Origin of the sequence: Pseudomonas sp. Bc-h, from assembly GCF_002080045.1 — a bacterium.
GTDB lineage: Bacteria > Pseudomonadota > Gammaproteobacteria > Pseudomonadales > Pseudomonadaceae > Aquipseudomonas.
Window position 1 is genome coordinate 205,345 of sequence record NZ_MUIN01000011.1, and the last position, 21,756, is coordinate 227,100.

The 21,756-nt window shown below is 61.9% G+C and carries 23 protein-coding genes; 20 read left to right on the forward strand and 3 right to left on the reverse strand.

The window, feature by feature from the left end:
• Positions 1–126 precede the first annotated feature (126 nt).
• Complete coding sequence (locus BWR59_RS21245; protein ID WP_081567600.1) at positions 127–1,506, reverse strand: sensor histidine kinase; 1,380 nt, start codon at positions 1,504–1,506, stop codon at positions 127–129.
• Positions 1,499–2,230 carry a response regulator transcription factor gene (locus BWR59_RS21250; protein WP_081567601.1) on the reverse strand — a complete coding sequence of 244 codons (732 nt, stop codon included), beginning with the start codon at positions 2,228–2,230 and terminating at the stop codon, positions 1,499–1,501. Before BWR59_RS21250 ends, BWR59_RS21245 begins: the two co-directional genes overlap by 8 nt.
• A gap of 239 nt (positions 2,231–2,469) precedes the next feature.
• On the opposite strand from BWR59_RS21250, the gene BWR59_RS21255 reads away from it, so the two are divergent.
• The 4 genes from BWR59_RS21255 (at position 2,470) to BWR59_RS21270 (ending at position 7,231) form a co-directional block, all read left to right on the forward strand.
• Entirely contained in the window at positions 2,470–5,223 is a 2,754-nt protein-coding gene (locus BWR59_RS21255) for a response regulator (RefSeq protein WP_081567602.1), read from the forward strand.
• A 106-nt stretch (positions 5,224–5,329) separates the two neighbouring features.
• Positions 5,330–6,313, forward strand: a complete 984-nt coding sequence (locus BWR59_RS21260; RefSeq protein ID WP_081567603.1) for a 2-hydroxyacid dehydrogenase — start codon at positions 5,330–5,332, stop codon at positions 6,311–6,313.
• Positions 6,314–6,392: 79 nt separating this feature from the next.
• Positions 6,393–6,830 (forward strand): hypothetical protein, encoded by a 438-nt coding sequence (locus tag BWR59_RS21265; protein WP_081567604.1) that lies wholly within the window; start codon positions 6,393–6,395, stop codon positions 6,828–6,830.
• Complete coding sequence (locus tag BWR59_RS21270) at positions 6,827–7,231, forward strand: META domain-containing protein (protein ID WP_081567605.1); 405 nt, start codon at positions 6,827–6,829, stop codon at positions 7,229–7,231. The genes BWR59_RS21265 and BWR59_RS21270 overlap by 4 nt, the downstream gene beginning before the upstream one ends.
• Here BWR59_RS21270 and BWR59_RS21275 read toward each other — a convergent pair whose 3' ends face one another.
• Positions 7,232–7,699 carry a TlpA disulfide reductase family protein gene (locus BWR59_RS21275; protein WP_081567606.1) on the reverse strand — a complete coding sequence of 156 codons (468 nt, stop codon included), beginning with the start codon at positions 7,697–7,699 and terminating at the stop codon, positions 7,232–7,234.
• Between the two features lie 102 nt (positions 7,700–7,801).
• On the opposite strand from BWR59_RS21275, the gene arsC reads away from it, so the two are divergent.
• The 16 genes from arsC (at position 7,802) to BWR59_RS21355 (ending at position 21,672) form a co-directional block, all read left to right on the forward strand.
• The gene (gene arsC / locus BWR59_RS21280) at positions 7,802–8,155 is read left to right on the forward strand and encodes an arsenate reductase (glutaredoxin) (protein ID WP_081567607.1); all 354 of its coding nucleotides are present in this window, start codon (positions 7,802–7,804) and stop codon (positions 8,153–8,155) included.
• Entirely contained in the window at positions 8,152–8,757 is a 606-nt protein-coding gene (gene wrbA / locus BWR59_RS21285; protein ID WP_081567608.1) for an NAD(P)H:quinone oxidoreductase, read from the forward strand. Before arsC ends, wrbA begins: the two co-directional genes overlap by 4 nt.
• Positions 8,750–9,163 (forward strand): DUF2069 domain-containing protein, encoded by a 414-nt coding sequence (locus tag BWR59_RS21290; protein WP_081567609.1) that lies wholly within the window; start codon positions 8,750–8,752, stop codon positions 9,161–9,163. The genes wrbA and BWR59_RS21290 overlap by 8 nt, the downstream gene beginning before the upstream one ends.
• 152 nt (positions 9,164–9,315) lie before the next feature.
• Positions 9,316–9,987, forward strand: a complete 672-nt coding sequence (locus BWR59_RS21295; protein ID WP_081567610.1) for a DNA-3-methyladenine glycosylase I — start codon at positions 9,316–9,318, stop codon at positions 9,985–9,987.
• Positions 9,988–10,080: 93 nt separating this feature from the next.
• On the forward strand, positions 10,081–10,764 hold the full coding sequence (locus tag BWR59_RS21300) for a GntR family transcriptional regulator (protein ID WP_081567611.1): 684 nt from the start codon (positions 10,081–10,083) through the stop codon (positions 10,762–10,764).
• Positions 10,765–10,980: 216 nt separating this feature from the next.
• Positions 10,981–11,931, forward strand: coding sequence for a 4-hydroxyproline epimerase (locus BWR59_RS21305; RefSeq protein WP_081567612.1), 951 nt, complete (start codon positions 10,981–10,983; stop codon positions 11,929–11,931).
• On the forward strand, positions 11,928–13,064 hold the full coding sequence (locus BWR59_RS21310; RefSeq protein ID WP_275532566.1) for an FAD-binding oxidoreductase: 1,137 nt from the start codon (positions 11,928–11,930) through the stop codon (positions 13,062–13,064). Before BWR59_RS21305 ends, BWR59_RS21310 begins: the two co-directional genes overlap by 4 nt.
• Complete coding sequence (locus BWR59_RS21315) at positions 13,057–13,290, forward strand: (2Fe-2S)-binding protein (protein WP_081567613.1); 234 nt, start codon at positions 13,057–13,059, stop codon at positions 13,288–13,290. Before BWR59_RS21310 ends, BWR59_RS21315 begins: the two co-directional genes overlap by 8 nt.
• The gene (locus tag BWR59_RS21320) at positions 13,290–14,549 is read left to right on the forward strand and encodes an FAD/NAD(P)-binding oxidoreductase (protein WP_081567614.1); all 1,260 of its coding nucleotides are present in this window, start codon (positions 13,290–13,292) and stop codon (positions 14,547–14,549) included. The genes BWR59_RS21315 and BWR59_RS21320 overlap by 1 nt, the downstream gene beginning before the upstream one ends.
• Positions 14,550–14,712: 163 nt before the next feature.
• Positions 14,713–15,462 (forward strand): AraC family transcriptional regulator, encoded by a 750-nt coding sequence (locus BWR59_RS21325; protein WP_081567615.1) that lies wholly within the window; start codon positions 14,713–14,715, stop codon positions 15,460–15,462.
• A 302-nt stretch (positions 15,463–15,764) separates the two neighbouring features.
• Complete coding sequence (locus BWR59_RS21330; protein WP_230982066.1) at positions 15,765–16,544, forward strand: transporter substrate-binding domain-containing protein; 780 nt, start codon at positions 15,765–15,767, stop codon at positions 16,542–16,544.
• A gap of 194 nt (positions 16,545–16,738) precedes the next feature.
• Positions 16,739–18,508, forward strand: coding sequence for an aconitase X (locus BWR59_RS21335; RefSeq protein WP_081567617.1), 1,770 nt, complete (start codon positions 16,739–16,741; stop codon positions 18,506–18,508).
• Entirely contained in the window at positions 18,501–19,166 is a 666-nt protein-coding gene (locus tag BWR59_RS21340) for an amino acid ABC transporter permease (RefSeq protein WP_081567618.1), read from the forward strand. The genes BWR59_RS21335 and BWR59_RS21340 overlap by 8 nt, the downstream gene beginning before the upstream one ends.
• A 9-nt stretch (positions 19,167–19,175) precedes the next feature.
• Positions 19,176–19,826, forward strand: coding sequence for an amino acid ABC transporter permease (locus tag BWR59_RS21345; protein ID WP_081567619.1), 651 nt, complete (start codon positions 19,176–19,178; stop codon positions 19,824–19,826).
• Entirely contained in the window at positions 19,819–20,541 is a 723-nt protein-coding gene (locus tag BWR59_RS21350; protein WP_074752999.1) for an amino acid ABC transporter ATP-binding protein, read from the forward strand. The genes BWR59_RS21345 and BWR59_RS21350 overlap by 8 nt, the downstream gene beginning before the upstream one ends.
• A 93-nt stretch (positions 20,542–20,634) precedes the next feature.
• A complete protein-coding gene (locus tag BWR59_RS21355) occupies positions 20,635–21,672 on the forward strand; it encodes a proline racemase family protein (RefSeq protein WP_081567620.1) in 1,038 nt (345 codons plus the stop codon).
• Positions 21,673–21,756: the final 84 nt, after the last annotated feature.

Here is a 21,756-nt window from a genome sequence, read left to right on the forward strand (position 1 = left end):
ATAGCGAAAAGAAATAAGCGATATTCGGCGCAACGCCGCTGATCGAGCTGCAGCTGCACGGCTTGCCGGCGATAGCGATCTTAAGGAAGCCACCGCCGACTAGCCCGGTCTGCTACAGGATCAGTCTCAAACGACCGCTTCCACCTCACGAGCAGGCAAGCGCATGGTCATCCGCAAACCGTAGGCGGTGTTCTCGGCCCACATGTCGCCGCCCTGCAGACGCAGCGAGTTGCGTGCAATGCTCAGGCCCAGGCCGAAACCGCCATCCCCCGGCCGCGCGCCGTCGAGCCGGATGAACGGGGCGAAAATGCGCTCCAGATCGCTGGCGTCGACACCGCCGCCTTCGTCTTCCAGCCACAACAACCAGTCGTCGCCGTCACGCCGCCCGCTCATGCGCACGATGCCTTCGGGTGGTGAGTGGCGGATCGCATTGCGCAGAATGTTTTCCAGCGCCTGGGCCAAGGTATTCAGGTGGCCCTGAACCCAGCATTCGCTGTCCAGATCGCAACGTAACTGGCGCGAAGGCCAGCAGCTTTCGAAACAGGCGTTGTCCACCAGCATGTCCCACAGCGCCAGCACCTGGATGTCTTCGTCGGGCAGTTTTTCCCGCTCGGCGTCCAGCCAGGCCAAATGCAGGGTGTCGTCCACCAGCCGGCGCATGCCATCGACTTCACGGCTCAGGCGCTCGCGCAGCTCGGGCAGGCTCTGCTCGCTGTCGCACGCCACTCGCAGGCGACTCAACGGCGTGCGTAATTCATGGGACAGATCGCGCAGCAACTGTTGCTGCACCTGAACGGTGGATTGCAGGCGACTGGCCATGTGGTCGAAGGCGCGATTGAGTTCGCCCAGTTCGTCCTGCCGCGAGGTCATCTGGGGCGACAGCCGATTGGACAGGCGATCAGCACGCCACGCATTGGCCTGTTCGCGCAACTCGTTGAGTGGGCGGATCAGCAAACGGTACAGCCCGACGCACAACAGCAGCGTGAACAGGCCTGGAATGATCACGTTGGTCAGCATCTGCCAGACCAGCGCATGACGACCGGGCTTGAATCGTTCGGGGAGCTCGATGATCAGGCTGCCGACGCTCGGGTCGTTGGGGAACGGGATCTTCAGCCAGGGCGCGGTCTTCTGCCGTCGGCTCATGGGCCAGTCGACCCCGCGCATGAAGGTCAGGCGCTGCACCTGCGCGTCACTGAGCGGGATGCTGCTCAGCGACTGCAGGTCGTGGCCAATCACGCCGACCCAGCCGCCTTCATGACGGCGGACCTCGCGCAGCCACTCGTCGATGCCGCGCTCATTGCCCACACTCCAGGCCTTTTCGGCCTCGGCGGCGTAGCTGTTGAGCACGGTCCGCGCTTGCGGTGAAAGAAAGGCATTCTGCGTTTCGATGTAACGGCCCCAGTACCAACTGAGCCAGATCATCAGCAGGCAGAAGCCCACCAGCAGAAAAGCCAGTTTCCAGAACAGCGAATGCCTGCCAGGCAGGCGCAAGCGGCGCTCACGCATCAGGTTCGGCAGCCGTCAGCACATAGCCCCTGCCCCATACGGTGCGCAGATGATGCGCCTCATAACCGATGAGCTTGAGCTTGCGGCGGATCTGACTGACGTGCATGTCCAGGCTACGGTCGTGCTGTGAGTAGCCACGCTGCAACACATGCTGATAAAGGAAGGGCTTGCTGAGGACGTCTTCGGGATTGCGCCACAAGGTTTCCAGCAAACGGTATTCACTGCCGGTCAGTTGAGCGCTCTTGCCCCTGAAACTGACGTCGGACAGGCCTTCGTTGAACGTCAGTTCGTCCTGAGCGGGCGTCGCCGGTGTGGCGACAGGCGCATGGAAACGGCGCTCAAGCTCGACCCGGCGCAAAATGGCCTCGATACGCACTCGCAGTTCATCGACGCTGAAGGGCTTGGGCAGGTAGTCGTCGGCACCATTGCGAAAGCCGGAGATACGGTCCGCCTCCGCACCGAGCGCAGACATCAGGATGATCGGCATGGAATGCCGACGACGCAGATGCGTGAGGATATCCAGGCCGTTCATGCCGGGCAGCAGGATGTCCATGAGCACCACGTCAAAGGGTTGCCGCTGCGCCCGCTCGAGTCCCTCGGCACCGTTCTGGCACCAGGTCACCTGAAAACCGCAACGGTCGAGTTGATCGTGCACAAAGGCGCCGAGCACAGGATCGTCCTCGATAGCGAGTATGCTGGGGCGATGAATGATTTCGGGATTCATTGGCGTCTGCGACTGATTCTCAGGCCGCGAGTATTCAAGATTGCGCGACCTGGGGCAATGGCGACTGGTCGACCGACCTCGTAAGACTGTTCGCTGACCGCCCGATTTGCCGGGATTACCCGCGCGCAAGTGGCTACACTGCGCAAATTACCAAGGGTGCTGTGCATCGAGAACAGGCAACCATGGCGCAGGTCTTGCTTTGGACCTGTGTCCGTGACCGCGATTGCCGGAGAAAAAGTGTGCTGAACAAACTGGGCATAAAAGGCCGCGTATTGCTGCTGACCCTGCTGCCAGCCTGCCTGATGGCGGCGCTGCTGGGCGGCTATTTCACCTGGATGCAGCTGTCCGAGTTGCAGACCCAGTTACTCAAGCGCGGTGAGATGATCGCCAACGAACTGGCCCCGCTGTCCGCTGCCGCGCTGGCGAGCAACGACAAACCGATGCTCGATCGCATCGCCGGGCAGGTGCTCGAACAGGCCGACGTGCGCGCGGTTTCGTTCCTCGACGCGGACCGTAACCCCTTGGCCCACGCCGGGCCGACCATGATCAATCAGGCGCCGATCGGTAACAGCACCCACATGCTGCAGCGCTCCGACAACGACGCCACGCGGTATCTGATGCCGGTGTTCGGACGCAACCGCCACCTCACCGGTGAAGTCGTCCCCGAAGAAGCAGACCGCCTGCTGGGTTGGGTCGAACTGGAGCTGTCCCACAGCGGCACTCTGCTGCGCGGTTATCGCAGCCTGTTCGCCAGCCTGATTCTGATTGCGGCCGGGCTCGGCATGACGGCCATGCTGGCGCTGCGCATGAGCCGTACCATCAACGGCCCGATTGCGCAGATCAAACATGTGGTCGCGCAACTGAAAGACGGCAATCTGGAAGCGCGGCTGCCTCCGATGGGCAGCAACGAGTTGGACGAGCTCGGCTCGGGCATCAACCGCATGGCCGCGACCCTGCAGAACGCCCAGGAAGAATTGCAGCACAGCATCGAGCAGGCCACCGAGGACGTGCGGCAGAACCTGGAAACCATCGAGATCCAGAACATCGAGCTGGATCTGGCGCGCAAGGAGGCGCTGGAAGCCAGCCGGATCAAGTCCGAATTCCTCGCCAACATGAGCCACGAGATTCGCACTCCGCTCAATGGCATTCTCGGTTTCACCCACCTGTTGCAGAAAAGCGAGCTCACGCCCCGTCAGCATGACTATCTGGGCACCATCGAGAAATCCGCCGACAGTCTGCTGAGCATCATCAACGAAATTCTCGACTTCTCGAAGATCGAGGCCGGCAAGCTGGTACTCGATTCCATCCCGTTCAATCTGCGGGACCTGCTGCAAGACACCCTCACCATTCTCGCCCCCGCCGCCCACGCCAAGCAGCTGGAGCTGGTGAGTCTGGTTTACCGCGACACGCCGTTGTCGCTGGTGGGCGATCCCCTGCGGCTCAAGCAGATCCTCACCAATCTGGTCAGCAACGCCATCAAGTTCACCCGCGAAGGCACCATCGTCGCCCGCGCCATGCTCGAAGACGAGCAGGACGACAAGGTGCAGTTGCGCATCAGCGTTCAGGACACCGGCATCGGCCTGTCCAGTCAGGACGTGCGGGCGCTGTTTCAGGCTTTCAGTCAGGCGGACAACTCGCTGTCCCGCCACTCCGGGGGCACCGGGCTGGGGTTGGTGATTTCCAAGCGCCTGATCGAACAGATGGGCGGCGAAATCGGGGTCGAGAGCACGCCGGGCGAAGGCTCGGAATTCTGGATCAGCCTGACCCTGCCGAAAACCCGCGATGACCTCGAAGACCTGCCCGCGCCGCCGTTGATGGGCCGTCGCGTGGCAGTGCTGGAGCATCACGATCTGGCCCGTCAGGCGCTGGAGCATCAGTTGGAAGACTGCGGCCTGCAACCGATGGTCTTCAACAATCTGGAAAATCTCATCAATGGCGTGACCGTGGTCCATCAGACCCCTCACGCCATCGAGATGGCCGTACTCGGCGTCACTGCTCACGAACTGCCGCCCGAGCGCCTGCGTCAGCAGATATGGGACCTGGAAAACCTCGATTGCAAGGTGCTGGTGCTGTGCCCGACCACGGAGCAGGCGCTGTATCAACTGTCCGTCCCGGATGCCTACAGTCAGTTGCAGGCCAAACCGGCGTGTACACGTAAATTGCGCCGCAGCCTGTCGGAGCTGATCAACCCCAAACAGCTGCGCAACGAGGTGCCCGAGCCGTTGTCCAGTCGCCCGCCGCGCATCCTGTGTGTCGACGACAACCCGGCGAACCTGTTGCTGGTGCAGACGCTGCTCGAAGACATGGGCGCCAAGGTGCTGGCCGTGGACAGCGGCTATGGGGCAGTACAGGCCGTGCAGGAAGAAACCTTCGATCTGGTGCTGATGGACGTGCAAATGCCCGGCATGGACGGGCGTCAGGCGACCGAGGCGATTCGCAGCTGGGAGACCGAGCGTCAGGCGACATCGCTGCCGATCGTCGCTCTTACCGCCCACGCCATGGCTAACGAAAAGCGCGCGCTGTTGCAAAGCGGAATGGACGATTACCTGACCAAACCGATCAGCGAGCGGCAACTGGCGCAGGTGGTGCTGAAATGGACCGGCCTTGCCTTGCGCAATCAGGCGCCGGAGCGGCATCACGAAATCAGCCACGGCGGCATCAATCTGCAAGTGCTGGATCATGAGGAAGGTTTGCGTCTGGCCGCGGGCAAGGCCGATCTGGCGGCGGACATGCTGGCGATGCTGCTGGCCTCGCTGGACACCGACCGCGAAGCCATTCGAGGAGCCCGCGAGGCGGGTGACAAGATCGCGCTGATCGAACGGGTTCACCGTCTGCACGGGGCGACCCGGTACTGCGGCGTGCCGCAACTGCGTGCGGCCTGTCAGCGCAGTGAAACCTTGCTCAAGCAGGATTCCACGGAAAGCGATAAGGCACTGGATGACCTGGAAAAGGCCATTACCCGTCTGGAGATCGAGGCTCGGGTGAGTGCTTGACGTGGGTCAGTGCTGCCGACGTCCAGATATGCATTGAATGTTGTCTCGACGCAGACCCCGTCATTCGGATCCCCAGCGGCCGCAAGATCCCTATAAAGGAGCAACCATGCGCACCCTCCTCTACAGCAGCCAGACCTACGACCGCGACAGCTTCCTGTCGGCACAGGTGCCGGCGGCAATCGAGCTGCATTTCCAGCCCGCGCGCCTGACCCTGGACACCGTCGCTCTGGCCGATCATTACCCGGTGGTTTGCGCCTTCATCAATGACGACCTCAGCGCTCCGATTCTCGAACGCCTGGCCGCCGGTGGGACCCGGCTGATCGCCCTGCGCTCGGCCGGCTTCAACCATGTCGACCTGCCCACCGCGCAGCGACTGGGGCTCAGCGTGGTCCGCGTGCCGAGCTACTCGCCCCATGCCGTGGCCGAGCACGCGGTGGCGCTGATCCTGTTGCTCAATCGCCACCTGCATCGCGCCTATAACCGAACCCGCGACGGCGATTTCACCCTGCACGGGCTGACCGGTTTCGACCTGGTGGGCAAAACTGTCGGCGTGGTCGGGACCGGGCAGATCGGCGCCACGTTCGCGCGGATCATGGCAGGTTTCGGTTGTCAGCTGCTGGCCTACGACCCTTATCCCAACCCGCAGGTCGAAGCACTCGGTGCGCGTTATCTGCCGCTGGATCAACTGCTGGAGCAGGCGCAGATCGTCAGTCTGCATTGCCCGCTCAATGAACACACCCGACACCTGATCAACATCGACTCGCTGTATCGGATGCAACGGGCCGCGATGCTGATCAATACCGGGCGTGGCGCGCTGGTTGATACTCCGGCATTGATCGAAGCCCTGAAGAGCGGCCAGCTCGGGTATCTCGGGCTGGATGTCTATGAAGAGGAAGCGCAGCTTTTTTTTGAAGATCGGTCCGATCTGCCGCTGCAGGATGACGTTCTTGCTCGGCTGCTTACCTTTCCCAATGTGGTGGTGACCGCGCATCAGGCGTTTCTGACCAGAGAGGCGTTGGGAGCGATTGCCCAGACCACGCTGGATAACATCACTCAGTGGGCAGCCGGAACGCCGCAGAATCTGGTGTAGCCGCCGACCGGCTTCTGCCCACCGGCAGCGGGCATCGGCGATCTAAAGTGTTAGCATGCGCGCCTATTTGGAGACCCCCATGGCCGAACACGATTTTCGCTACAGCATGCTCACCCCGCACCACACCCTGATCGAATGCCGCAGCCTGGCGGTCGGTCGCTATCAAGTGACCGGCAACGGCGGCTCGATCAAGCACGACGACGTGCTGCTGGTCACCGTCAAAGGCAGCAAAGACCTGTACATGCGCCTGAACGTGGAGAAGGTCCGTCACCTGATCAATCCGCCCGGCCAGTGGGTAGCCGTGGCCAATGGTCCGGCATTCACCGAGCTTGCGATTCATCAGTGGAAGGTCAACTGCAACGGCTGTGGCAAGGAGCAGGACATCGAGTTCATGGTCGATGGCAAGGAGGGCAAGAAAGCCCTGAAGCCTGCCGCCACTGCGCGCATTGCCGAACTTGGCTGGAAAACCGTCGGCGAGAACCACCTGTGTCCGGCCTGCGCGAAGACTGCTGCATGAAACCGCTTTTGCTGACGATGCTCGCTGCAACCCTGCTGACCGGCTGCGCGAGCGACACCGATGCGCTCAAGCGCGATCACGGGTACGTGCTGGAATGGATCGGCGAACGTCCGCTGATCGACAACAGCCACCTGACCATGACCCTGGGTGAAGACGGCCGCGCCTACGGCAACGCAGGTTGCAATCACTGGTTTGCGTCGTACCGGCTGGACGGCGACAACATCAGCTTCGGCCCGGTGGGCAGCACCCGCAAGATGTGCGCCCCGGCCCTGATGGAACAGGAGCATCGTTTCCTGGAGGCCATGGGCAAAGTGCAGCGCTGGGATGTGTCCGAGGTCGAGCAGTTGCAGCTGTGGCCTGCGCAAGGCTTGCCGCTGCGGTTCTGGCCTGAGGAAGGGTAATCACCCCTTGCCTTTCAACTCCGCCAGCTTCTGCGCCACACCGGCGGCGGTCTGCTCGCCCATCAACTGTTCACGTACCTTGCCCTTGTCGTCGATGATGTAGGTCACCGGCAGGGCCTCGCTCTTGGGCAGGTCGTACTGATCGGCGGGGTCTTGGGCCAGCACGGTGAACTTGATCCCCAACGCGTTGCTGGCGGTTTTCAGGTCTTCACCCTGCAGGTTGTCGAAGTTGACCCCGAACACGCTGACTTGCTGCCCGCTCATCTGCTCGGACAGCTTGTTCAGTTCCGGGATTTCCGTGCGGCACGGGCCACACCATTCGGCCCAGTAATTGACCACCAGCCAATGTTTGTCGACCCGGTCGCTGGCGACCTTCTGCCCGTTCTGGTCAGTCCCCAGGTCCACGCCGCACCCACTGAGCAACACACTACCGATAAGCATTACCGCTGCTGCCAACCGCCTTGCCATGATGCTTGTTCCTTTCGTAGAAAACCCGATGCAGGCGCCAACTTGGCCTTTATCGTCACAGCTGTAGAATAGCCGCCACCTCACGCAAGATGCGACCTGCAAATGACCGATCTGACGCTTTATCACAACCCGCGCTGCTCCAAGTCACGTGGCGCGCTGGAATTGCTTGAAGGCCGTGGCCTGACGCCGACCGTCGTCCGCTATCTGGAAACCCCGCCGGATGCCGCCCAACTGCGCGATCTGCTCGGCAAACTCGGCATTGGCGCCCGCGGCCTGCTGCGCACTGGCGAAGACGAGTACAAAACCCTGAACCTGGCCGATGCCAGCCTCAGCGACGAACAGCTGATCGCCGCCATGGCTGCGCATCCCAAGCTGATCGAACGCCCGATCCTGATCGCGGGCGACAAGGCCGTGATCGGCCGTCCACCGGAGAAGATCCTGGAGATCCTGCCGTGAGTACGCCATACATTCTGGTTCTGTTCTACAGCCGCAACGGCTCGACCAGTGAAATGGCCCGGCAGATCGCCCGTGGCGTCGAGATGGGCGGCATGGAAGCGCGCCTGCGCACGGTGCCAGCCATTTCCACCGAGTGCGAAGCCGTGGCGCCGAGCATTCCGGAAACTGGCGCGCTGTACGCCACCCTCGACGACCTGAAGAATTGCGCCGGCCTGGCCCTTGGCAGCCCGACCCGTTTCGGCAACATGGCAGCGCCGCTCAAGTACTTCCTCGACGGCACCAGCAACCTGTGGCTGACCGGTGCGCTGGTGGGTAAACCCGCCAGCGTGTTCACCTCCACCGCGAGCCTGCACGGCGGTCAGGAAACCACGCTGATGTCGATGCTGCTGCCATTGCTGCACCACGGCATGCTGGTCACCGGCCTGCCCTACAGCGAAGCGGCGTTGATCGAAACCAGCGGCGGCGGCACGCCATATGGCGCCAGTCACCACGCAGGCGCCGACGGCAAACGCCCGCTGGATCAGCACGAAACCACGCTGTGCCGTGCGCTGGGGCAACGTCTGGCCAAGACCGCCCTGCTGCTGGAGCCATCCCGTGGCTAGAAAGCCCAAGGTACTGCCCGCGCTGGAATGGCTGGAACCTCGGGTCCGCTGGAGCCGGGTGGCTGCCTTGTTGTGCTTTTTCGGCCTGATTGCGTTGCTGGTGATGTATTACCTGATCTTCGCCGACCTGCACGGCGCACGACCCTGGGTGATCCTTTCGATTGAACTGGTGCCGCTGCTGTTGCTCTCACCAGGGATGATCATCGGCAGCGCTCGCGGTCACTCGTGGACCTGTTTCGTGGTGAACCTGTATTTCATCAAGGGTGCACTGGCCGCCTATGACCCGAGCCGCTCGCTGTTCGGCGTGCTGGAGATGCTCGCCAGCCTTGCGGTGTTCACCAGCGCGTTGCTGTACGTGCGCTGGCGGTTTCAATACAACCGCAAGCTGGCCGGTGAAGGCATCTGACTCGCGCCTTGCATCTATAGCGATATGGCCGGACGGCATTCCGTTGCCGGCCGTCACAATTTCAAGGACGCCACCGCCGGCAAACGGAACGCCGCCCGGCCGTGCTGCTACAAGGGGCAGGTGTCGCCTGTAAATTTTCTTTTGGAGAGGGCATGCAAGACTACAAATGGCTCAATGAATATTGCCTCAACCGCTTTGGTTCCGCCGCCGCCCTCGAGGCGCACCTCCCGACTCCCGCGACGCCGAGACAACTCAAGGCCACCACTGACGACCGCTACCTGTCGACCATGGCGTTGCGGGTATTTCGCGCAGGCCTCAAGCACAGTCTGGTGGACGCCAAATGGCCGGCCTTCGAGCAGGTGTTCTTTGGCTTCGACCCGGAAAAAGTGGTGCTGATGGGCGCCGATCATCTGGAGCGCCTGATGCAGGACGCCCGGATCATTCGCCACCTGGGCAAACTCAAGAGTGTGCCGCGTAACGCGCAGTTGATCCTCGACATCGCTCACGAGCACGGCAGCTTCGGCAACTTCATCGCCGATTGGCCGGTGACCGACATCGTCGGGCTGTGGCGTTATCTGTTCAAGCACGGCAACCAGATGGGCGGCTTGTCGGCAGCGCGTTTCCTGCGCATGGTCGGCAAGGACACCTTCATTCCGAGCTACGACGTGGTCGCGGCGCTCAACGCCCAGAACATCGTCGACAAGGTGCCCAGCAGCCAGCGCGATCAAGCCGCAGTACAAGCCGCGTTTAACCAGTGGCACGCCGAAAGCGGCCGACCGCTGTGCCAGATTTCGATGATGCTGTCGTACACAGTCAACCACTGATCTTTTTTTCGAACCGGCAATGGCGCAACGGGATGTAACAAATCGAAGGTCGTATACAATATCCGCTATTCACCCATTGCCTGAGTCGCTCGCGTGCCCTTTCTTCTTCCTGACGCCCCCAACCTCGGTGTCGCGCCGTCTGCGTCCGAGGTGATTTCCAAATACCTGCGCGAGTCGATCATTTCCGGCCAGTTCGCCGAGGATGAACCGATTCGACAGGACGACATCGCCCGCGTGTTCAATGTCAGCAAGATCCCCGTAAGAGAGGCGTTGAAGCGCCTTGAAGCCGAAGGCCTGGTGCAGTTCCAGCGCAATAAGGGCGCAGTAGTCACGCGAATTTCCGAACCCGAGCTGGCGCAGATTTTCGAGGTGCGGGTGCTGTTGGAGGTCCAGGCCATCCGTTTGGCGGTGCCGAGGCTGACCCAGGCGCAGATCGAACAGGCCACTGCCATCTGCGACGAGTTCGTCGGCGATGACGACATCGGGCGCTGGGCCGAGCTGAACTGGGCCTTTCATACCTGCCTGTACGAAGCCGCGCAACGGCCGTTTCTGCTGAACATGATTCGCTCGATTCACGACAAGGTCGAGCGCTACCTGCGCGTGCAGATGAGCTTCGACGAAGGCAAGGAACGGGCGGATCAAGAACACCGCGAAATCCTCAAGGCCTGTGCCGATCGTGACGTCGAAAAAGCCGCCGAACTGATCGAGCACCACATCATCGGCGTCTGCCGCGCGCTCTATGCGCACCTTCCCAACGCTGTCCTCAGCGAGATCTGATCCGCCAGCCGCTGTGCCGATTTCGTCATTTACCGGGGCGAAATCGGTCAAGACCCTGCCCCGCATTCCCGCCACTCTGATGCAACGGCTATACCCTCTGTAGCAGCACGGCTTGTCGGCGGTAGCGACCTCCAAGCCCCCACCGCCGGCAAGCCGGACCGCTACAGAGTAAGTGGCGCGCCGGATAACTGTTTCAATCAGCTTGGGGGGTAAACCATGAAACGCATCCAGATCCTCGATTCCCATACCGGCGGCGAACCTACGCGGCTGGTGCTCGACGGTTTTCCCGACCTCGGCGACGGCAGCATGGCGCAACGTCGCCAGCGTCTTGCCGAAGAATTCGATGACTGGCGTGCGGCCACGGTGCTGGAACCTCGCGGCAGCGACGTGCTGGTCGGCGCTCTGCTCTGCACACCTGTGGACCCACAAGCCTGCGCCGGAGTGATCTTCTTCAACAACACCGGTTATCTGGGCATGTGTGGCCACGGCACTATCGGCCTGGTGGTGTCGCTGGCGCATCTGGGCAGGATCGGCCCCGGGGTGCATCGCATCGAAACCCCGGTCGGCACGGTGCAAGCCACCCTGTATGAAGATCGCTCGGTCAGCGTCAACAACGTGCCGTCTTACCGTTATCGCAAGAATTTCAACGTCGATGTGCCGGGCCTGGGCAACGTCACCGGTGACATCGCCTGGGGCGGCAACTGGTTTTTCCTGATTGCCGATCACGGCCTGAGCGTGACCGGCGACAACCTCGACGCCCTCACCGATTACACCTGGAAAGTCCGCCAGGCCCTGGACAATCAAGGCATTCGCGGCGAAGACGGCGGCCTCATCGACCACATCGAGTTGTTCGCCGACGACGATCAGGCCGACAGCCGCAACTTCGTGCTGTGCCCGGGCAAAGCCTACGACCGCTCGCCTTGCGGTACCGGCACCAGCGCCAAATTGGCGTGCCTGGCCGCCGACGGCAAACTTGAAGCAGGTGCGATCTGGCGCCAGGCCAGTGTGATCGGCAGTGAATTCGAAGGCAGCTTTGGGTGGCAGCACGGCGAGCGGCAAATGGGTGACCGCATCGTGCCGACCATTCGCGGGCGCGCCTATGTCAGCGCCGAAGCCACCTTGCTGCTGGATGAGGAAGACCCCTTCGCCTGGGGCATCCGTTCTTGATCAAGGGCTCTCTTACCCAAGGCAATGCTGCCGAGGTGATTGTCATCGGTGGCGGCATCATCGGCGCGGCCTGTGCAGACGAATTGGCAAGTCAGGGCGTGGATGTGTTGGTGCTCGATTGCCAACGCCCGGCGGCCACGGCGGCGGGCATGGGTCATCTGGTGGTTCTGGATCACAGCCCGGCGGAGCTTGCGCTGGGCGAATACTCGGTGCGGCTGTGGCGCGAGCTGGCGCCGCAAATGCCCGACAACTGCGCCATGCGCAACAACGGCACGCTGTGGCTGGCCTGCAACGAGGAAGAAATGGCCGAGGCCGAGCGCAAGCAATCTGCGCTGAGCGAGTTCGGTCTGGCCTGCGAGTTGATGTGTGGCGCAGCGCTGGCAAATGCAGAGCCGTCGCTGCGTCCGGGATTGTTTGGCGCGCTTGAAGTCACCGGCGATGGCATTCTCTACGCGCCCAACGCAGCGCGCTGGCTGTTGCAGCGCCACGCTGAACGGGTGCGCCAGCAGCAGGCTGAAGTCGTAGAAGTCCAGGGCAATCGAGTGCGCCTGGCGGACGGCCAATGGTTGCAGGCCAACGCCGTGGTGCTCGCCAACGGCATCCATGCCCGCGAGCTGTGTGCGGATTTGCCGTTGCAAGCCAAGAAAGGCCATCTGCTGATCACCGACCGCTATCCGACGCAAATCAGCCACACCCTGGTCGAGCTGGGTTATGTCACCAATGCCCACAAGAGCGACGGGCCGTCGGTCGCGTTCAACGTGCAGCAACGGCCGACAGGGCAACTGTTCATCGGCTCTTCCCGGCAGTTCGATAACGAAGACCCGGCCACCGACGCCGCCATGCTCGGTCGTATGTTGCGCCGGGCAATGGATTTTCTCCCCGACCTGGGCCTGATGAACGGCATTCGCAGCTGGACAGGCTTTCGTTCGGCAAGCCCCGACGGCCAGCCGCTGATTGGCGAACACCCCCACCAACCGGGCCTTTGGCTGGCTGTGGGGCACGAAGGTCTGGGCGTGACCACCGCGACCGGGAGCGCAAAACTGCTGGCTGCACAAATGCTCGACAGCCCTGCGCCGCTGGAACTCGACGCTTACCTGCCACAACGTTTTATCGGAGCCCACGCCCATGCCTGAATTGAGCATCGATGGTCAGCCCTTCCGCTTTGCCCAGGGGACTACGGTCGCAGCGGCTTTGATGTCCAGCGGCGACCGTTGCAGCCGCACGTCGGTGAGCGGCCAACGGCGGGCGCCTTTGTGTGGCATGGGCATCTGTCAGGAATGCCGGGTGAACATCGACGGCTTGCGTCGCCTGGCCTGTCAGACGATCTGCCGTGAAGGCATGCGAGTGGAGACGCATTGATGAGTCAGCACGTCGACCTGCTGATCATCGGTGCAGGCCCTGCCGGCATGGCTGCTGCGCTGGCGGCGGCGCCCAGTGGCGTCAGCATCGCGATACTCGACGACAACCCGCTGCCCGGCGGGCAGATCTGGCGCGACGGCCCTCAGGCGCAACTGCCCGAGAAGGCCACCCACATGCGCGCCCAATTGCAGCATCACGCCAATATCCAGCTTCACAGCGCGAGCAAAGTGGTCGCCCTCGCAGGCCGCAAAAAGCTGCTGCTCGAAGACGCCGAGCGGGGTTGGGTATTGCGTTACGACAAACTGATTCTGTGTACCGGCGCGCGGGAGTTGCTGCTGCCCTTCCCAGGCTGGACCCTGCCCGGCGTCACCGGCGCGGGCGGTTTACAGGCGTTGATCAAGGGTGGTTTGCCGGTGTCTGGCGAACGCATCGTGATTGCCGGAAGCGGGCCACTGCTGCTGGCCTCGGCGGCGACCGCAAAGAAGAATGGCGCCGATGTTGTGCGCATCGCCGAGCAGGCCGCGTTGAGTGCGGTCGGTGGGTTTGCGACGGGCTTGTGGCAGTGGCCGAACAAGGCGATCCAGGCAGTAACGCTGGCCAGCAGCGCCTATCGGACATCGGCCCACGTGCTCGAAGCGCTGGGTTCGGATCGGCTCGAAGCGGTGCGCATGAAGATCGGCTCGCGAGTCGAGGAAATCCCCTGTGACCGGCTGGCCTGTGGTTTCAGCCTGGTGCCGAACACCGAGATCGGCAAAGCCTTGGGCTGTGAGATTAGCGACAGAGCGATTGCCGTGAACGAGTGGCAGGCCAGCAGTCTTGCCGATCATTACGCGGCCGGGGAATGCACCGGTTTCGGCGGCAGTGAACTGGCGCTGGTGGAAGGCCGGATCGCAGGATTGGCCGCAATCGGCAAAGAGGATGAGGCGCGCAAGCTGTGGCCGGAGCGCCAGCGCTGGCAGCGTTTTGCCGACCGGTTGAACCAGGCCTTTGCGCTCGATCCTGCGCTGAAAAAACTGGCGAAAGCAGACACCCTGGTTTGCCGCTGCGAAGACGTGCCCTACGCCGAACTCGCCGACCACGACAGCTGGAACACCGCCAAACTCAATACCCGCTGCGGCATGGGCGCATGCCAGGGCCGTATCTGCGCCACCGCCGCACAGACCTTGTTCGGCTGGGAACCGCCTCATCTGCGCCCGCCCTTCAGCCCGGCGCGCATCGCGACGCTTGGGTGTCTGGATGAGGCAGGTCCAGTCGAATGACCCTCTGTAGCATTCCGGGTGGCCGGCGGTGGCGCCACCGAAAAAGCTACCGCCGGCAAGCCAGACTGCTACAGAGGTATCGCGTCACTTTTGATGTTTGATGACAAGCACCTGATTACCGCATGATCGAGCCAGTCCTCTTGTCTGGCTGCGTCCCGTGAACATGATCGACCTGATCCCCGCCTCGCCCCTGCGCGACCTTGATCAACTGCTATCCAGCCTGGAGCTGGTGGCCCCGCTGTTCGATGCAATTCCCGGCGTGGTGTTTTTCGTCAAGGACGCCCAGGCGCGCTATGCGCTGGTGAATCAGACGCTGGTGCAGCGCTGTGGCTTCAAGAAGAAAAACCAGATCGTCGGGCGCACGGCGGAGGATGTCTTCCCGGCGCGTTTCGGGCCTTTGTATACCGCGCAGGATCGGCGAGTGCTCGCCGACGGCAGGCAATTGAGCGATCAACTGGAGCTGCATCTTTATTACGGCAATCAGCCGATCTGGTGCCTGACCCACAAGATCGCGCTGCGTGACTGCCATGGCGCGATCATCGGCCTGGCCGGGATTTCGCGGGACCTGCAGATCCTGCAATCGCACCCCGCCTACGCAAAGCTGGCAGAAGTCGACGCCTACATCCGCGAACACTTCGCACGCCCCATCACGCTTGAAGAACTGACCGCCATCGCCGGGCTATCGATTGCCCAGCTGGAGCGCCACTGCAAACGCATCTTTCAGCTGACGCCCAGACAGATGATTCACAAGGCGCGTCTGGGCGAAGCTTCGCGGCTGCTGCGGGAAGATCTGTCGATTACCGAGGTCGCGTTGCGCTGCGGCTACACTGATCACAGCGCGTTCAGTCGACAGTTCAAGGCGTTGACCGGGGTCTCTCCGAGTGAATATCGAGAGTCGCAGCACGGCTTTTGATTCTGTCCTGAAGACAAGAACGCTCTGCCCACAATCAGAAAACGGTGGTCACGCCAGAACGTGCATCTATGAAGCACCGCTCCCGTTTTTGCTCCTTTATGTAACACCGACGCAGTCCTTCAAACGCCGGCAAATTCCACAAGCCGCCGATCCAAAGCCCTGCAGGGCCATAGTGGCAAAACGGGCACGCACCATGCATAGAAAATATCGTATACGAAATTACTTATCCGACCATTCCATTACTTGCATCCACCGAGGCTTCTATGAAAAAGCATGCTGTTGCCGTAGCCCTCCTCGCTGTAATGAGTTCCTCATTCATCAATGCCGCTTTCGCCGACAAGCTCGATGACATCATCGACTCCGGCAAGCTGCGCTGCGCCGTGACACTGGACTTCCCGCCCATGGGTTCGCGCGATGAGAAGAACAACCCGGTCGGATTCGACGTCGATTACTGCAACGATCTGGCAAAAGTGCTGGGCGTTACCGCTGAAGTAGTCGAGACGCCATTCCCGGATCGTATTCCTGCGCTGGTGTCGGGCCGTGCCGACGTGATCGTGGCCTCCACCTCAGACACCCTTGAGCGCGCGAAAACGGTGGCGATGACCATTCCGTACTTTGCCTTCCAGATGGTGGTGCTGACACGCGACAACACCGGCATTACCAAATATGAAGACCTCAAGGGCAAGAACGTCGGCAACACCAGCGGCACCTATGAAGCCATTGCCCTGGAGAAAGACCAGAAGGCCTGGGCCAGCGGCAGCTTCCGCGCTTACCAGACTCAGAACGACACCATTCTCGCCGTCGCCCAAGGTCATATCGACGCTACCGTGGTTACCAACACCGTGGCCGCTGCAACGCTCAAGTCCGGCAAATACAAAGGCCTGAAAGTCGCGGGCAACGCGCCATACGTCATTGACTACGTGTCGCTGGCAGCGAAGCGCAACGAATACGGCCTGATTCATTACCTGAACCTGTTCGTCAACCAACAGGTGCGTACCGGCCGTTATGACGAGCTGTGGAAGAAGTGGGTGGGTGATGAAATCAAGCCAGCGAACCTGACCGTGCCCGGGGTTTATTACTGATAACGGCTGTGCTTTACAGGCGAACACCGGATACAGGTGAACACCGGACCCGCGCCATGCTGATCGTTCCCACGCTCTGCGTGGGAATGGAGCGCCTGACGCTCCGCGTCAGAATGGCTCGACGCAGAGCGTGGGAACGATCAGGAAGAATGGTAAACGTCGAAGTACCGAGGCCCTCAATCAAGGAGCCCACGATGTCTGAAGTTTCGTTGAACGGGCGTTGTCTGGTCGCAGGCAGTGCCCAGGGCGAGTTGCTGTACGCCGATGTGGGCCTGAGTTTCTGGGGCGGGGTCGAGCCCTTCACTGGTGAGGTCATCGACCGCCATCACCCGCTCAGCGGCCAGATCATCACCGGCCGTGTGCTGGCGATTCCCAGCGGCCGTGGCTCGTGTACCGGCAGCAGCGTGTTGCTGGAGCTGATCCTCAATGGTCATGCGCCTGCCGCGCTGGTGTTCGAACGGGTCGAAGACATTCTGACTCTCGGCGTGCTGGTGGCCGAGCAGATGTTCGGCCATTCAATCCCGGTGATCAGCCTCGGTGAAGCGGGTTTCGCTGCCTTGCGCGAGGTGAAATTCGTCAGAGTCCAAGACGCCCGCGTCAGCTGTTTCGAGCAGATGCCACCTGCTCTTGCTGCGCCGTCGAAACACATTGCCAGTCACCTGCACAGCAAAATCACCCTCACCGAAATGGACCGTGGCTTTCTCGACGGTGCCTACGGCAAGGCCGCGCAAGTGGCGATGGGCATCATTCTGCGCATGGCCGAACTGCAAAGCGCAACCGAACTGCTGGACATCACCCAGGCGCACATCGACGGCTGCATTTATACCGGCCCGGCGAGCCTGCGCTTCGCCCGGCAACTGGTGGACTGGGACGCCAAGGTTCGCGTGCCGACCACCCTCAATTCCATTTCCGTGGACAAACGCCGCTGGCGCGAACTGGGCGTCGACCCGGCCCTCGGCGAACCCGCCAGCCAGTTGGGCGATGCCTACCTGGACATGGGTGCGCGCGTCAGTTTTACCTGCGCCCCTTACCTGCTCGACAGCGCGCCGGAACTGGGCGAACAGATCGTCTGGGCCGAATCCAACGCGGTGGTTTACGCCAACAGCGTGATCGGCGCACGCACCCTGAAATACCCCGACTACCTGGACATCTGCATCGCCCTGACCGGCCGCGCGCCGAAGATCGGCTGCCACCTCACGCAACAACGCCTCGCCACGCTATGCATCGACATTCCCGCCCTCGATGATCTGGACGACAGTTTCTACCCGCTGTTGGGCTATCACGTCGGCCTGCTATGCGGCGCGCAAATCCCGGTGGTCTGCGGCCTGGAACACAAGGCGCCGACGCTGGATGACCTCAAAGCCTTCGGCGCCGCGTTCGCCACCACCTCTGCCGCGCCGATGTTTCATATCGCCGGTGTGACCCCCGAAGCCACCACGGCCGAACTGGCCATGGGCGGACATCCGCCAGCCAGACACCTGAGCGTGAGCGCACTCGACCTGCTGCACAGCTGGCGCGAATTGAATAGCGCGCAGAGCCCGGACGTCGATGCCGTGACGCTGGGCAATCCGCATTTTTCCCTGAGCGAATGCGCCACCCTCGCCCGCCTCTGTCATGGCCTGCGCAAGCTCGACAGCGTGGCCATCGTGGTCACCTGCGGTCGTGCCACGCTGGAACGTGCTCAGCAGGCCGGCCATGTCGCGACCCTGGAAGACTTCGGCGTGCAATTCGTTACCGACACCTGCTGGTGCATGCTCGGCGAGCCAGTGATCACGCCGACTGCGCGCAACCTGATGACCAACTCCGGTAAATATGCGCACTACGCGCCGGGGCTGGTGGGACGTCGCGTGCATTTCGCAAGCCTGGCCGAATGCGTCGAAAGCGCGTGCACCGGTCAGGCCAGCGGGCGTCTGCCGATCTGGCTGCAAGCGGCCGACCAAGCGGAGGCCGTTGCGCATGTTTGATTACAACTTCCACTGGCGCGCCGCATTCAAGGCGTTACCAGACATGCTCAATGGAGCCATCGTCACGTTCGAAACCGCCGCGCTGTCGATGATCCTCGGCGTGATCATCGCGCTGTTTCTGGTATTCATGCGCCAAGGCAAAAACCGGCTGTTTCGTGGGTTTGCCGCCACCTGGATTTCCATCGCCCGCAACACGCCTTCGCTGTTTCAGGTGTACATCCTGTATTTCGGTCTGGGCTCGTTCGGGCTGCACATCAGTTCCTGGCTGGCATTGCTGGCAGGTATCACCATCAACAACGCGGGTTATCTGGCGGAAAACTTCCGTGGCGGTCTCAAGGCCGTGCCCGACACGCAACTGCGCGCCGCCCGTTCGCTGGGCATGAGCGCGCCGCAGGCCTATCGGCTGATCGTCATCCCGCAGTTGCTGCGCATCGTGTTCTATCCGCTGACCAACCAGATGGTCTGGGCCGTGCTGATGACTTCGATGGGTGTCATCGTCGGCCTGAACAACGACCTCACCGGCGTGACCCAGGACTACAACGTCAAGACGTTCCGCACCTTCGAGTTCTTCGCCATCGCGGCGGTGCTCTATTACCTGATCGCCAAACTGATCGTGGCCGTGGCGCGGCTGCTGTCGTGGCGCCTGTTCCGGTACTGAGGGATCGACATGTTCAATAGCAGTTTCAGCTGGAACGACATGCAATTCATGCTCGAAGGCGCCTGGGTCACCATTCTGCTGACGATCATCTCGATGATCATCGGCACGCTGGCCGGAGTGGTTTGCGGCATGGCGCGCGCCCTGCTGCCGCGCAGCACCGTACCGCTGGCCTGGTTGCTGGACGTGTTCCGCAGCGTGCCGTTGCTGATCCAGTTCGTGCTGTTCAACGCGCTGAAAAGCATCGCCGGCCTGAACTGGAGTGCCTTCGCTGTGGCCTGTGTGGTGCTGGGCTTGTACGTGACCGCGTACTGCACGGAAATCGTACGCAGCGGCGTGCTGTCGGTGCCGCTCACCCTGCGCCGCGCCAGCCGTTCGCTGGGCCTGACCTACTGGCAGGACCTGCGCCAGATCGTCATGCCGATGGCGACCCGCGTAGCCTTCCCCGGCTGGGTCAACCTGTTGCTGTCGGTCATGAAAGACACCGCGCTGGTGATGTGGATCGGCATCGTCGAACTGCTGCGCGCCTCGCAGACCATCGTCACGCGCATTCAAGAACCGCTGCTGGTGCTGTGCATCGCAGGCCTCATTTACTACGTCATGAGTCTGGTGATCGCCCGCCTGGGTGCGCGCCTGGAAACGAGGTGGCAGGAAAATGATTGAGATCGACAACGTACACAAATCGTTCGGCGAGCTTGAAGTGATCAAGGGCGTGAGCCTGCAGGTACAGAAAGGCGAAGTGGTGTCGATCATCGGCGGCTCGGGCTCGGGCAAATCGACCCTGCTGATGTGCATCAATGGCCTGGAATCGATCAAGAGCGGCAGCATTCGCGTGGACGGCACCGAGGTTCACGCCAAGAGCACCGACATCAACAAACTGCGGCAGCGGATTGGCATCGTCTTTCAGCAATGGAATGCCTTCCCGCACCTGACCGTACTGGAAAACGTGATGCTCGCCCCGCGCACCGTGCTCGGCAAAAGCAAGGCCGAAGCCGAGGCGCTGGCGGTCAAGCAACTGACCCATGTGGGGCTGGGTGACAAATTGAAAGTATTCCCCGGCAAGCTTTCCGGCGGCCAGCAACAGCGCATGGCGATTGCCCGGGCGCTGGCGATGTCCCCGGACTACATGCTGTTCGACGAAGCGACTTCGGCCCTGGACCCGCAACTGGTGGGCGAAGTGCTGGACACCATGCGCATGCTCGCCGAAGACGGCATGACCATGATTCTGGTGACCCACGAGATTCGCTTCGCCCGGGATGTATCGGACCGCGTGGCGTTCTTTCGTAATGGCCTGGTGCATGAGATCGGGACGCCGGATCAGGTCATCGGTAACCCACAGCGACCCGAGACCGCCGACTTTTTGCGTTCGATCAATTAGGGCAATGCACACCTTCTGTAGCAGCCCGGCCGGGCGGCAACAGGGTATGGGGTTCGATCAGATAAACCGAGTTCAACAGGAGGGCTTTGTGTCATGCGCTCATCGAAAGCGATTCATGTAGTCAGTTGCCACGCTGAGGGAGAAGTCGGCGATGTCATCGTCGGCGGCGTCGCGCCGCCGCCGGGCGATACGATCTGGGAGCAGTCGCGCTGGATCGAAAAAGACAACGTGCTGCGCAACTTCATGCTCAATGAACCGCGCGGCGGGGTGTTCCGTCACGTCAACCTGCTGGTGCCGCCGAAGAACCCCAAGGCGCAGATGGGCTGGATCATCATGGAACCGGCCGACGTGCCGCCGATGTCGGGCTCCAACTCGCTGTGCGTGGCGACCGTGCTGCTGGACAGCGGAATTCTGCCGATGACCGAGCCAGAAACCCGACTGGTGCTCGAAGCGCCGGGCGGCCTGATCGAGGCCATCGCGCAGTGCCGGGACGGCAAGGTAACAAGCGTCGAGGTGCACAACCACCCTTCGTTCGCCGATCAACTGGACGTGTGGATCGAAGTGCCGGGGCTGGGTTCGATTCAGGTGGACACCGCGTATGGCGGCGACAGTTTTGCCATCGTCGACTCGGTGAAGCTGGGTTTCTCGCTTACCGCCGACGAAGCCAAGGATCTGGTGGAAACCGGCTTGAAAATCACCAAGGCCGCCAACGAGCAACTGGGTTTCACCCATCCGCTGAACAAGGACTGGAATCACATTTCCTTCTGCCAGATCGCGGCGCCCGTGAATTACCACGGGGGTGTGGCGAACGCCGCCAACGCGGTGGTCATCCGCCCCGGCAAGATCGACCGCTCGCCCTGCGGCACCGGTTGCTCGGCGCGTCTGGCGGTGTTGCACGCCAAAGGCCAACTGAAGGTCGGTGAGCGCTTTATTGGGCGTTCGATCATTGGGTCGGAGTTTCACTGCAAGATCCAGAGTGAAACCGAAGTCGCCGGAAGGCCTGCGATCGTACCAAGCCTATCGGGCCGCGCGTGGATCACCGGCACGCACCAACACATGCTCGACCCGAGCGATCCGTGGCCGGAGGGGTACAAGTTGACGGACACCTGGCCGATTGGGTTGAAGCTTTAACGCTCGATTCGCCCGACTGCACTATTGATTTTTTAACCGGGCGTTTTACGTCCAAACCAGAACGTATACGAAATACCTTCCATA